This window comes from Marinomonas sp. SBI8L (assembly GCF_001624705.1).
Taxonomy (GTDB): Bacteria; Pseudomonadota; Gammaproteobacteria; order Pseudomonadales; family Marinomonadaceae; genus Marinomonas.
Genome location: NZ_JSEO01000007.1, coordinates 243,159 through 256,107 on the forward strand (window position 1 = coordinate 243,159; position 12,949 = coordinate 256,107).

Consider the following 12,949-nt stretch of genomic DNA (forward strand, 5'->3'; position numbering starts at 1 on the left):
AGTTAGTGTATCTAAGCAAGGGCGCCTTATTTTGATAATGCGCCCTTGTGTTTTTTGGTGGTTTTAGTTTTTAAGAAGGGTTTTTAGCGTCATGTCTCGTGTTTATAATTTCTGTTCTGGTCCTGCTGCTTTGCCTGAAGCTGTTTTAGTAAAGGCGCAACGTGAAATACTAGATTGGCACGGAGTTGGAATGTCGGTGATGGAAATGAGTCACCGTAGTAAAGAGTTTGTATCTGTTTTGGAGTCAGCTAAACAGAACTTGATTAAGTTACTTGATATTCCAGAAAATTATGAAGTGCTGTTTATGCAAGGTGGTGCATCGACTTTGTTTGCACAAATTCCTGCTAATTTAACGCCTGGTTATGAGTCTGCTTGTTATTTGGATACAGGAGTTTGGTCTGCAAAAGCGATCAAAGAAGCTGCTAAATATACAAAAGTGGATGTTGTAGCTTCTTCAAAAGATTCAAACTACCAGACAGTGCCGGCTTTCGATGGTCTACAAATTGATGAATCTGCATCATATCTTCACATTACTCCCAATGAAACCATTGGTGGTTTAGAATTTGCTGATTTACCAGAAACTGACTTGCCTATTGTTGCAGACCTTTCTTCAACGATTCTGTCTCGTAAAATTGATGTGAGCCGTTATGGATTAATTTATGCGGGTGCCCAGAAAAACATTGGTCCTGCAGGTGTTGTTGTTGTCATTATTCGTAAGGACCTGTTAGCGCGAAGCCAAGATAGTCTGCCAACAACATGGAACTTTGCCAAAATTGCTGAAAATGGCTCTATGGTAAACACGCCTCCAACTTACAGTATTTACTTGGCAAATCTGGTTTTTGAATGGTTGCTAGAGCAAGGTGGTGTTGAAGCGATTGAGCAAGTCAATATTGAAAAGGCGCGTCGTCTTTATCAGAAATTGGATTCAAGTCGTCTGTTTGCTAACAATATAGATGCTAACTACCGTTCTCGCATGAACATTCCTTTTACCTTAGCTGATGAGTCTTTGGAAAAAGCTTTCTTAGAAGAATCTGAAGCCGAAGGATTAAAAACATTGGCTGGCCATCGATCTGTGGGTGGTATGAGGGCAAGTATTTATAATGCTATGCCAATTGAAGGTGTGACAACACTGATTGACTTTATGAATGCATTTGAGAAGAAATACGGTTATTAAAATAGTTTGCACTTGTGTGGGCTTTGCAAAGTATTTTTGAAGAATAAGTGAGTGCCGAGTAGGCATCAAACGAGCCGTAAGAGCTCGAGAACTAATGAAAGGTTGCTAGAGAACGTGCCAAAAAATAATACAAATGTACCAGATACTTTGCCTTTATTAAGGGATCGTATTGATGCGATAGATACTGAAATACAAGCATTGATTAATGAGCGTGCCCAGTGTGCGCAGAAAGTAGCAGATGTTAAATTGTCAGAACAGGGGGATGAAGCGGTTGTCTTCTATCGTCCTGAACGGGAAGCGCAGGTTTTACGTCGTGTGATGGAGCGTAATAAGGGGCCGTTAGGTAATGAAGAGATGGCGAAAATTTTTCGTCAGGTAATGTCTTCATGTCTTGCCCTTGAAAAACCTATGCGCATTGCCTTTTTAGGGCCTGAAGGTACCTTTACTCAACAGGCAGCGATTAAGCACTTTGGACGCTCTATTATTAGTGCGCCAATGGCAGCGATTGATGAAGTATTTCGTGAGGTTGAATCTAGTGCAGCTAACTATGGGGTTGTGCCAGTAGAGAACTCAACCGAGGGTGTGGTTAATCATACCTTAGACAGTTTTAGAGACTCTACATTAAAAATCTGTGGTGAAGTTGAATTGCGTATTCATCATCACTTGTTAGTTGCTCCTAATATTGATGCTGAAAAAATTACTCATATTTATTCTCATCAGCAGTCTTTGGCACAATGTCGCGCTTGGCTTGATAGATATTGGCCTCATGCAGAGCGTATTGCCGTTAACTCTAATGCCGAAGCGGCTAAAATGGTAGCCGATGCGGCGCAAAAAGGGGCAGCGATTGCGGCTATCGCAGGGGATATTGCCAGCGAACTTTACTCTTTAACTAAGCTGTCTTCCAATATTGAAGATCACCCTGATAATACCACTCGATTTTTGATGATAGGGCATCAAGATGTATTGCCAAGCGGTAAGGATAAAACCTCTTTGCTGATTAGTGCTAAAAATGAGCCGGGTGCCTTATATAAGCTATTGGAACCATTTCAGAAGCATAATGTCAGTATGACCCGATTAGAAACTCGTCCATCTCTTATGAGTCGTTGGGGCTATATTTTTTATATCGATTTTGAAGGTCATGCTGATGAAGGAAGTTCTGTTGCTGTGATCAAAGATCTAGAGAAGCGGGCATCAGAAGTGAAGGTGTTAGGATCTTATCCGATCGCTGTTCTTTAACTGTATTTATCAATGCCGTTTTTTATAAGGTGGCAAATTTAATTTGAAGTATAAGGTGTTTACGTTGTCTGAGTTGCAATCCAATCAGTTTGAAAAAGCTGATGAGCATTTTGGTAATGTGTTAATTGTTGGTTTGGGCATGATAGGTGGCTCAGTTGCTAAGGCATTAAAAGAACGCGGTCTTGCTTATCTATTTGGTTCTGATCGACGCCATGATGAACTGACATTGGGTGTTGCAACTCATGTAATTGATTTTGAAGCTGAGCTAGATGCTGAGTTTATTGAAAAAATGGACGTCATTCTTCTGGCGACGCCAGTAAGAGCGATGGAGGTTGTGCTCGAACAGATAAAGCCTTTTTTATTGGATACCACCTTAGTAACAGATGTAGGTTCGACTAAGGGGAGTGTTGTTGAGGCGGCAAGAAAGGTGTTTGGTTCCGTACCTGCGAACTTTATTCCTGGGCATCCTATTGCAGGGGCTGAAAAAAGTGGTGTCTTAGCTGCTAACCCCAATCTATTCGAAAATCATAAGGTTATTGTTACACCTTTACCCAACAGTGATGCATTGTTAGTTGATAAGCTTCACAGGATGTGGACTGCAATTGGTGCTGATGTGGTAAGTATGGATGTGACGCATCATGACCATGTTCTTGCTGGTTCTAGTCACTTGCCTCATTTACTTGCTTATACTCTGGTTGATGCATTGGCTAACAGTGAGCGTAGTCAGGATGTATTTAGATTTGCAGCAGGTGGGTTTAGAGATTTTACTCGTATCGCTTCAAGTGATCCTATTATGTGGCGAGATGTCTTCTTGGCAAATAAGGATGCGACTCTTGAGTCTTTAGATTCTTTTACTGAGCATTTACAACAACTGAGACATTCTATTGAAGTGGGTGATGGGCCTGCGATGTTTGGTGTATTTACTCGAGCAAAATCTGCGCGAGATCATTTTTTGCGTTTATTAGAGGCGAGATCATCTTCAAGCGCTTCGACTGTAAAGCCTATTTCTATTAAGGTATTGCCCGCTTCACTGGTGAAAGGTGAGATTAATGTGCGCGGTGACAAATTTCTGTCACATAGTCTGATTACTATGGCTGCCCTTAGTGAAGGGGTAAGTGAATTCTCGAACCTTGATATGGGTCAGGGGGTCAAAGTGACCTTGCAAGCTCTGCGAGATATGGGGGTTGTTGTTGAGGATTTTGGTGGTCAACGTATTCGCATTCATGGTGTTGGCTTAAATGGCTTAAAAGCACCTATTGCCCCGATTAATGTGCATGAATCCGAGTTAAGCTTACATGTGTTGCTGCCAGTGCTTGCTGCGCAAAAGTTTGCTGTTACCTTTGTTGCTGAAGGGGCTTTAAGCTCACAGCCTTTTGTAGATTTACTCTCGATTGTTAAGGTAATGGGAGCAAGTGTGACGACTTCTGAGTCTGGATGCTTACCTTTTACGATAGCAACAGAAAATCAATTGATAAATCAGTATAAAATTGATGTTAAAGGGCGCTCAAGGCAGTTAAAATTAGCCGCGCTAATTGCTGGGGTGATGAGTCAAAAAAATGTTGAGCTGAATTTGCCGAGGGATTTAGATGGCAGTGATGCTGTTTTATCTCTGTTTTCGTGTGAGCAGGATGTTCGTACTAACGACAAGGGTGACAACATACTTGCTGTAAAGCAGGGGCAGAAGCCACAGGCTGCAAGTCTAGATGTGCCTGCAGATGACAATAAAACAGCTTGGTTAACATTATTGGCATGTTTATCTCCTGGGTCTAAGTTGATGATTAATAATGCTGGCATTACTCAAATGAACTCAGCATTTTTAAAAGTTCTGCTAGCAAATGGCGCCAATATTGAATTGCACAATGTTAACGAAGATCAGCCGCTTACTGTGTCTGAAGGCAAAATTAAAGTTGGGTTTGCTGCTTTCTCTGGCTTTACAATAAAAGAATCAGAGATTTTATCAGTTTGTAGCGAATTGCTACTACTGTGTGTTGCAGCTGTGTACGCCAAAGGTACCAGTAGAATCGAAGGAATACATAGCTTGCCCTATCGCTGGGAAGATAGAGTGACAACCTTTGTCGATGCTTTAACTATTATAGGTGTGCCATGCAGTTTACAAGCTGGTGTGCTGGAGATCGAAGGTTGCATTCCTTGTGGTGGGGAGCTGGATAGTGCGGGCGATTACCATTTAAGTTTAGCTATGTTGGCTTTGGGTATGCGCAGCCGTAGTCCTGTGACAGTAAATGATTGTCACAAGTTGTTAGAAGAATTTGAAGAGTTTGAAACTATTGTTGAGTCATTAGGCTTTCATTGCCAACTTACTCAATAACAAGAGAGGAAAGAATATGATCAATCAGGCACCTATCATCACAATAGATGGTCCGAGTGGCGCTGGTAAGGGCACTGTGAGTCAGGTAATTGCTGATAAACTAGGCTGGAATCTATTGGATAGTGGTGCGTTGTATCGCCTATTAGCACTTGCTGCTGCCCATCATGGGATGGCGATGGACGATGCTGACACATTAAAAGTTTTAGCTGAACACTTGGATGTTCAATTTCGTCACGGAGAAAATGGCGAAACAGAAATCGTGCTAGAAGGCGAGAATGTGACTCAAGCAATTCGCACGGAAGTGGTTGGTAATAATGCCTCTAAACTTGCTGCTATTCCGGAAGTGCGTGAAGGTTTGCTTCTACGTCAACATGCGTTTGCCCATGAGCCAGGTTTAGTGGCGGATGGAAGAGATATGGGGACAATCGTATTTCCTGATGCGCCAGTTAAGGTTTTTTTAACAGCTAGTGCTGAAGAACGCGCAAACCGTCGCTTCCTTCAATTGAAAGCGAAGGGCGAGAGTGTTAATATTGAAGAATTAGTGAGCACCATTCAAGAAAGAGACGAGCGTGATGCAAATCGTGCCGTTGCCCCTCTAGTGCCGGCAGTCGGCGCCTTGGTTGTTGACAGTACAGATCAATCCATAGAACAGGTCGTTGAATCTATTCTTGCCGAAGTGGCAAAGAAGGGTATTAACTGATCTGTTTTTTGGCGTTAATGACGCTATACTTTAAAGCGTTTGTAACAAATTATCCCTGAGATAGGCGCCAGCAAAGTCTATCTCGCACTTTTTTAAAATTGACCCGTGTTTGCTGGCAATGCGGTTACAGTATGGTTTATCCATGCTTACTTAATAGGAAATACAATGACTCAAAGCTTCGCTGAACTGTTTGAAGAAAGCTTGTTAACCGTCGAAATGGCGCCAGGCTCAATTGTTACCGGTATTATTGTTGATATCGACAATGAATGGGTAACTGTTCATGCAGGTCTTAAATCTGAAGGTGTTATTCCTCGTTCTCAGTTCCTATCTGAAAGCGGTGAATTCACTCTTAATATCGGCGACGAAGTAAAAGTTGCTCTAGACGCAGTAGAAGATGGTTTCGGTGAAACTAAGCTTTCTCGTGAGAAAGCTAAGCGTGCTGAGACTTGGGAAGTTCTTGAGAAAGCATACGAAGACAGCGAAATCGTTGTTGGTGTTATTAACGGTAAAGTTAAAGGTGGTTTCACCGTTGACATCGCTAATATCCGTGCTTTCCTACCTGGTTCCTTGGTTGACGTTCGTCCGATCCGTGACACTTCTCACCTAGAAGGTGTTGATCTAGAGTTTAAACTTATCAAACTTGATCAAAAACGTAACAACGTTGTTGTATCTCGTCGTGCCGTTATGGAAGCGACAAACAGCGCTGAACGCGAAACATTGCTTGCTTCTCTAGAAGAAGGTCAAGAAGTTAAAGGTATCGTTAAGAACCTTACTGACTACGGTGCATTCGTTGATCTTGGTGGTGTTGACGGTCTTCTACACATCACTGACATGGCTTGGAAACGCATTAAGCACCCAAGCGAAATCATTGCTGTTGGTGATGAAATCGACGTTAAAGTACTTAAGTTCGACCGTGAGCGTAACCGCGTATCTCTAGGTCTTAAGCAATTGGGTGAAGATCCATGGGTAGCAATCAAAGCCCGTTACCCAGAAGGTACTAAAGTAACTGCTAAGGTTACTAACCTAACTGACTACGGTTGCTTCGCAGAACTTGAAGAAGGTGTTGAAGGTCTTGTTCACGTTTCTGAAATGGATTGGACAAACAAGAACATCCACCCATCAAAAGTTGTTCAAATTGGTGATGAAGTAGAAGTTATGATCCTAGACATCGACGAAGAACGTCGTCGTATTTCTCTAGGTGTTAAACAGTGTACTCCTAATCCATGGGAAGAGTTCGCTACTTCTTACAACAAAGGCGACAAGATTTCTGGTGGCATCAAGTCTATCACTGACTTCGGTGTATTCATCGGTCTTGAAGGCGGTATCGACGGTCTTGTACACCTATCTGACCTATCTTGGGATGAGACTGGTGAAGAAGCAGTTCGTCAATACAAGAAAGGTGATAACCTTGAAACTGTTGTATTGTCTATCGATGCTGAACGTGAGCGTATTTCTTTGGGTGTTAAACAACTTGAAGAAGACCCATTTGTTGGCTTCGCAGCTGAAAACGACAAAGGCGCTATCGTAACTGGTACCGTTAAAGAAGTTGATGCTAAAGGCGCAGTAGTTGTTCTAGCTGAAGGTGTTGAAGCAACACTTAAAGTATCTGAGCTAAGCCGTGACCGTGTTGAAGATGCAACTTCTGTATTGAAAGAAGGTGATTCTGTTGAAGCTGCTGTGATCAATGTTGATCGTAAAGCTCGCACTATCGCTCTTTCTATCAAGCAGAAAGATGCTTCTGAAGAGAAAGCAGCAATGAAGACTCATTCAGAGAAAGCAGCACAAGTTGAAGCAAATGGTCCTACCACTATCGGTGATTTGATCAAAGCTCAACTAGAAAACCAAAACTAAGTTTTAGTTCTCTAGTGTTAAAAAAATGCGGGCTTATGCCCGCATTTTTTTTATTTAAATTCTCATAAACAAGCCCTAAGTCGTTGACAATAAAAGTATGCACAGAAACTGTGGATAACTGTGGGTATATGGCAATAGGCCAAATAATTGTTTATAAATCGTTTCTTTTCTATCTGTAAATTAACACTTGTTGAGGTGTTTCCATGTTTGATAAAAGGGTTTCAGTTGCTATCACGGGCGCGTCTGGCGTGCAGTATGGATTGCGCTTAATCGAGTTGTTAGTTAAAGCTGATGTTCAGATATTTGTGATGATATCCAAGGCAGCTCAAATTGTTATGGCAACGGAAACAAGTTTTAAACTGCCCGGACAAGCCGCAGCTCAAGAGGCACATTTATCACAGGCTTTTGCTGCAAAAGAAAATCAAATAAAAGTATTTAATAAAGAGCAGTGGTTTTCACCTGTTGCTTCTGGGTCTTCTGCGCCTTCATCTATGGTGGTTGTGCCTTGCTCAACAGGATGCTTATCTGCAATAGCAACAGGCGCCAGCAATAATTTGATAGAAAGAGCGGCAGATGTTGTGCTTAAAGAGAGACGCAAGTTAATTTTAGTGCCAAGGGAGACGCCTTATTCTGAAATACATCTTGAGCATATGTTGAAGCTTACACGCATGGGGGCTGTGATTATGCCTGCTTCACCTGGTCTCTACCATAAACCAGAAACTATTGAGGATATGATCGACTTTATTGTCGCTAGACTGCTAGATCATGTCGGTATTGATCAATCTTTGATTGAAAAGTGGGGGGAATCCTCACTGGCATAAGAGCTATAAATTTTTTTAATGTCATTTTTGTGTAAGGATTGTGTCATAAAGCTCACCTGTTATTATTAGGTATTAGAAATATTTTTAACTAACTGTTTGTTTAAAATGGATAAATCACACTTTGTGATCCACTCTTAATAAATAATCGAAAAAGTTAAATTTTAAATCCTATTAAATATACTGGTGAATTTATGAAGGTTTCTCATAAGGTAGCTCTTTGCGCATCTTTTGTTGTTGTTTTAGTTTTTTCAATTTATTCATGGATGCAATACAGCAACTTAAAGACGGCGCTGTTTGAGAAGACAACAATTAGTACACAAGAGACTAGTAAGGCGCTTGCTGTACAGGTAAATAACTGGCTAAACAGTAAGTTAGCTTTAATTGATATAGCTGCTCAGAATATCGAAACTGATTTCAATGGCGCAAATATTCAAAAAACATTTGATTTGCCACTTTATAAGCAAGAGTTTTTGCTGATATTTGGTGGTTTGTCTACAGATGGTAAACGTATAACAAATGACCCTTCTTGGAATCCTGCCAATTGGGATGCAAGAAAGCGACCTTGGTATCCTCTTGCTAAGGCGCATAAAAGAGCCATCCTAACTGAACCCTATGCTGACTCAGTGTCAGGTGAATTGCTAATTTCTGCTGTTGCTAACTTCTATGATAATGGCAAGTTTAAAGGTGCTTTTGGTGGTGATTTAAGCCTAAAAACAGTATCTGATGCAGTGAATACCCTTAACTTTAACCATACTGGCTATGCCTTTATTTTGAACAAAGAAGGTAACATTATTAGCCATCCTCAGTTAGATTTTAATGGGAAGAACGTTTCCGATTTAATTAAAGGTGGGGAGTCTAGTTTTGGAACCAGCTTGAAACCAACCGAGCTACTAGATGGCACTGATGTGTTTACTACTTTTAGCCCTTTGTCGAATCTATATGGAACAGATTGGTATATAGGTGTAGTGCTTGAAAAGCATAAAGTTATGTCAGATGTTGAGAAGTTCGGTTGGATTGCGCTAATTAGTACAATTATTGCTGCTCTGCTTTGTTCGGCTGTGCTTTATTATGTTGTGTCGCAACTATTGCTTCCATTAAAGGCGTTAAGAGAATCTCTACAAGATATTAACTGTGGTGAAGGTGATCTAGTTAAGAGACTTGATATAAATAGTAACGATGAATTTGGTAAGGTATCTGAAGACTTTAATCAGTTCTTAAGTTATCTACAAAACTTGATCAAAGAAGTTAAGTCAACTTCCAGTCAAGTTAGGCTGAATACTGATAAAACAGAAGATTCATCATCGCAAGCCGCGCAAGAGCTGAATTCACAGCTTTCAGAGTTGGATCAATTGGCGACTGCTATGAGTGAAATGTCCGCTACTGCTCATGATGTGGCTGGTAATGCTCAAAGCGCTGCACAAAAAGCCAGTGAAGCTGATGATATTGCGAGAAGTGGTGTTGCGATTGTCGATAAAACCTCTGCATCAATTGCGCAATTAACAACTCAGATGGGGAGTGTGGTTACTACAATTAATGAGCTAGTTAACTATAGTAACAACATAGAGTCTATTTTGACTGTTATTACTGATATTGCAGATCAAACAAACTTATTGGCTTTGAATGCGGCGATTGAGGCTGCACGTGCAGGTGAGCAAGGCCGAGGTTTTGCTGTTGTGGCCGATGAAGTGAGAACCTTAGCTTCTAAGACTCAAGAATCTACAGAGCAAATAAAAGGCATGATATCCCAGCTGCAAGTTGGTGTGAAAAATGCTGAATCAGTGATTTTGAAGAGCCGTGAAAATGCGGATGAAACTCAGCAGGTTGCAATTCAGGCAAGTACTTCTCTAAATGAAATACGTGCAAGTATCGATGCAATTAATGGTATGAATGTTCAGATAGCAACAGCTGCTGAAGAGCAAAGTATGACCACAAAAGAGATTAATCAAAATACGCAAAATATTCGTAACATAAGTCAGTCGGTGTCAGATCGTGCTATGAGCCAAGAAGGGCTGTGTAAAGTGATGGTAGAGTTGACTGAACAACAAGAGCAGGCGCTTGCTAAGTTTAAAGTCTAATACTGAAAGACCTTTGATATAGTAGAAAGAAATGGCTCGTAGAAATACGGGCCATTTTTTGTTTTTCACATAGTTTACTTTTTTCTTGCCATAAGTTTGTTATTAAGCACTTGTTATGACGAGCTAAGGCTTTATAGTGAATTGATATATTTTGAAGGAGTAGATAATGCAAGATAATAACGATTACGTACCGCCTAAAGTTTGGAAATGGGAAGCTGAAAGTGGTGGTACTTGGGCAAGTATTAATCGTCCTATTTCTGGCGCAACTCATGAAAAAGAGTTACCTGTTGGTAAGCAGCCTTTGCAGTTGTATTCCTTAGCAACGCCTAACGGTATTAAAGTGACCATAATGTTAGAAGAGCTTTTAGCTTTGGGTGTGAAAGAGGCTGAATATGATGCTTATTTGATTAATATTGGCGAGGGTGATCAGTTCTCTTCTGGTTTTGTTGATATAAATCCAAACTCTAAAATACCCGCCTTGCTTGATAATAGCCTTGAGGTGCCACAAAAAGTATTTGAATCTGGAGCCATCCTTTTATATTTAGCAGAAAAATTTGGCCATTTGATTCCAGCAGATTTTGCTAAGCGAACTGAGTGTATGTCTTGGTTGTTCTGGCAAATGGGAAGTGCTCCATACTTAGGCGGTGGTTTTGGTCATTTTTATGCCTATGCGCCAGTCAAAATAGAATATTGTATTGATCGTTTCACTATGGAAGCGAAGCGTCAGTTAGATGTGCTTGATAAGCAGCTTGAGGGAAAACGCTATATTTGTGGTGATGAATACTCAATCGCTGATATCGCAATTTGGTCATGGTACGGTAACGTTGCACTGAATGAAGCTTATAATGCAGCAGAGTTTTTAGATGCAGAGTCTTATCAAAATGTGATTAGATGGGCTAAAGATATTAAAGATAGGCCAGCCGTTAAGCGCGGAAGAATTGTGAATCGATCTTGGGGTGAGGAAAATGAACAAGTACCTGAGCGTCATGATGCGAGTGACATTGATGCTAAACTAAAATAATTAGCATAAGTTATGAAAAAAGGCGGACCCAGTTTAACTGGCTCCGCCTTTTTATTTGGCTCTTTTATGTCAGCTTAATTTAAAAAATTAAGTGAGCCATTAATGCGATAACAGGTAAGGTAATAATTGTTCTAAGTAAAAAGATGACAAATAACTCAAAAATATTCACAGGAATTTTACTACCTAAAAGGAGTGCGCCAACTTCAGACATGTAAATAAGCTGAGTAACGGACATGGCCGCTATCACAAAGCGAGTCATATCTGATTCAATTGATGCTGCCAAAATAGACGGAATAAACATATCAGCAAATCCAACGACTATTGTTCTTGATGCTTCTTCTGCTTGTGGAATTTGTAGTAGCTCTAAAAAGGGTACAAAAGGCTGACCTAACCAATCAAAAATAGGTGTATTTTCTGCGATAACAAGGGCTAGTGTACCTATTGCCATAATGACAGGCAGCACTCCAAGAACCATGTCAGCAGCGTTGCGTGAGCCTTCAGCGGCAAGCTTACTTAAGCTAGGTGCTTGCTGCGCACGGTTTAAAGCTTGTTTCATTCCCCATTGGAAAAGGTTGCTATCGCTAGGGCGTTTATCTCTTTCTCCATCAGCTTGACTGCCATCGATAAAGACATCTTTTTTCCAGCTAAGCGGAGGTAGTCTCGGGATGATCACAGCACAGACAAAACCTGCTAAACAAACAGTCAGATAAAAAGGTAAAAAGTAAGCTTCAAGTTCAACTTGGGCGATTACAACCAAACTAAATGTGATTGAGACTGCTGAAAAGGTTGTACCAATAACGGCAGCTTCTCTTTGTGTGTAAAATTTCTCTTGATATTGCTTGCTGGTAAGCAAAATGCCGACGCTACCGTCGCCAAGCCATGAGGCAAGGCAGTCAATAGCTGAACGGCCAGGAAGCTTGAAAATAGGACGCATAATAACGGTGAGTAATGTGCCCATTAATTCAAGCAAGCCGAAGTTAAGAAGTAGCGGAAGTAGAAGGCCTGCAAAAATAAACACACATAGAAGAACAGGAAGTAGATCGTTTAATACAAGTCCACCTGTTGCCCCATCATGAAACATAGCGGGTCCAGCTTGTGTAAATGTTGCTATGGCTAAAACAGCTCCAAGAATACGAATGACTAACCAAAAAGGGCTAACTAGGAATAATTCTTTTAAATAGTGACTACGGGTAATGAAGTTGGGTTTTACTACCACGGCTACAATTGAAATCAGGGCGGAAATCCCAATGATGGCAGAGATGATCATGGTCATTTGATCACCAATTAGAGCTTGTAATTCTTTGGCTAGGATAGCGACTGGAATTGTGATGGCGTCATTATAATCGATAGGGGTCATAAATAAGAAAAGACCCAATAAAGACGGAATTAAAAAGCTTAACCATGTTTTACTGGAATAACTTTGTGTTGAGGTCATCTGTTTTTGCATATTTTTATGATTCTAAAAACGGGAACTACCTGACGCTTCCTGCGAGGGTAACTAGATTAATGGGGTCGGCTATCCTAAACCGGCTGCGTAAGATACAGGTGCAAGCAATAAAATAGAAGATAGAAAATTATAAGATTGAGTCGTTAAGTTTTGATAAAAAGCCAAAATGAATGTAATTGGCTGCAATTTGAGCAGTTTTGTGTGGGTTTAAGATCTTTTCTGATCACTTGGCTTTTAATTAAGATGTAATGACGAAAGCAAATTGTACAAACAAGAAAAGAGAATTAGTCCGTTTTAA

The 12,949-nt window shown here is 40.7% G+C and carries 9 protein-coding genes; 8 read left to right on the top strand and 1 reads right to left on the bottom strand.

All coding sequences use genetic code 11. From position 1 onward, the window contains the following. Positions 1 to 91: 91 nt before the first annotated feature. The 8 genes from serC to yghU all read left to right on the top strand — a co-directional run bounded on the left by serC (position 92) and on the right by yghU (position 11,204). Positions 92 to 1,174: a 3-phosphoserine/phosphohydroxythreonine transaminase gene (serC, locus tag OA91_RS12725; protein ID WP_063338736.1), complete on the top strand. Its 1,083-nt coding sequence runs from the start codon at positions 92 to 94 to the stop codon at positions 1,172 to 1,174. 114 nt (positions 1,175 to 1,288) lie between these two features. After that, positions 1,289 to 2,410, top strand: a complete 1,122-nt coding sequence (gene pheA, locus OA91_RS12730; RefSeq protein WP_063338737.1) for a prephenate dehydratase — start codon at positions 1,289 to 1,291, stop codon at positions 2,408 to 2,410. 55 nt (positions 2,411 to 2,465) lie between these two features. Then, the gene (locus OA91_RS12735) at positions 2,466 to 4,736 is read left to right on the top strand and encodes a prephenate dehydrogenase/arogenate dehydrogenase family protein (protein WP_063338773.1); all 2,271 of its coding nucleotides are present in this window, start codon (positions 2,466 to 2,468) and stop codon (positions 4,734 to 4,736) included. Between the two features lie 16 nt (positions 4,737 to 4,752). After that, positions 4,753 to 5,436: a (d)CMP kinase gene (cmk, locus tag OA91_RS12740; RefSeq protein WP_046016388.1), complete on the top strand. Its 684-nt coding sequence runs from the start codon at positions 4,753 to 4,755 to the stop codon at positions 5,434 to 5,436. Positions 5,437 to 5,601: 165 nt separating this feature from the next. After that, positions 5,602 to 7,287, top strand: coding sequence for a 30S ribosomal protein S1 (rpsA, locus tag OA91_RS12745; protein WP_046016389.1), 1,686 nt, complete (start codon positions 5,602 to 5,604; stop codon positions 7,285 to 7,287). Between the two features lie 203 nt (positions 7,288 to 7,490). After that, the gene (locus OA91_RS12750) at positions 7,491 to 8,108 is read left to right on the top strand and encodes a flavin prenyltransferase UbiX (protein WP_063338738.1); all 618 of its coding nucleotides are present in this window, start codon (positions 7,491 to 7,493) and stop codon (positions 8,106 to 8,108) included. Positions 8,109 to 8,299: 191 nt separating this feature from the next. Further along, positions 8,300 to 10,183, top strand: coding sequence for a methyl-accepting chemotaxis protein (locus tag OA91_RS12755; RefSeq protein ID WP_063338739.1), 1,884 nt, complete (start codon positions 8,300 to 8,302; stop codon positions 10,181 to 10,183). 166 nt (positions 10,184 to 10,349) lie between these two features. Further along, positions 10,350 to 11,204, top strand: coding sequence for a glutathione-dependent disulfide-bond oxidoreductase (gene yghU, locus OA91_RS12760; protein ID WP_063338740.1), 855 nt, complete (start codon positions 10,350 to 10,352; stop codon positions 11,202 to 11,204). 79 nt (positions 11,205 to 11,283) lie between these two features. Here yghU and OA91_RS12765 read toward each other — a convergent pair whose 3' ends face one another. Then, positions 11,284 to 12,651 carry a YjiH family protein gene (locus OA91_RS12765; protein WP_063338741.1) on the bottom strand — a complete coding sequence of 456 codons (1,368 nt, stop codon included), beginning with the start codon at positions 12,649 to 12,651 and terminating at the stop codon, positions 11,284 to 11,286. Between the last annotated feature and the right edge of the window lie 298 nt (positions 12,652 to 12,949).

Excerpts from the sequence above, each read along its gene's own strand:
- OA91_RS12765 (WP_063338741.1), bottom strand. The coding sequence starts at position 12,651 with ATGCAAAAACAGATGACCTCAACACAAAGTTATTCCAGTAAAACATGG.
- serC (WP_063338736.1), top strand. The coding sequence starts at position 92 with ATGTCTCGTGTTTATAATTTCTGTTCTGGTCCTGCTGCTTTGCCTGAA.
- OA91_RS12750 (WP_063338738.1), top strand. The coding sequence starts at position 7,491 with ATGTTTGATAAAAGGGTTTCAGTTGCTATCACGGGCGCGTCTGGCGTG.
- rpsA (WP_046016389.1), top strand. The coding sequence starts at position 5,602 with ATGACTCAAAGCTTCGCTGAACTGTTTGAAGAAAGCTTGTTAACCGTC.
- OA91_RS12755 (WP_063338739.1), top strand. The coding sequence starts at position 8,300 with ATGAAGGTTTCTCATAAGGTAGCTCTTTGCGCATCTTTTGTTGTTGTT.
- yghU (WP_063338740.1), top strand. The coding sequence starts at position 10,350 with ATGCAAGATAATAACGATTACGTACCGCCTAAAGTTTGGAAATGGGAA.
- cmk (WP_046016388.1), top strand. The coding sequence starts at position 4,753 with ATGATCAATCAGGCACCTATCATCACAATAGATGGTCCGAGTGGCGCT.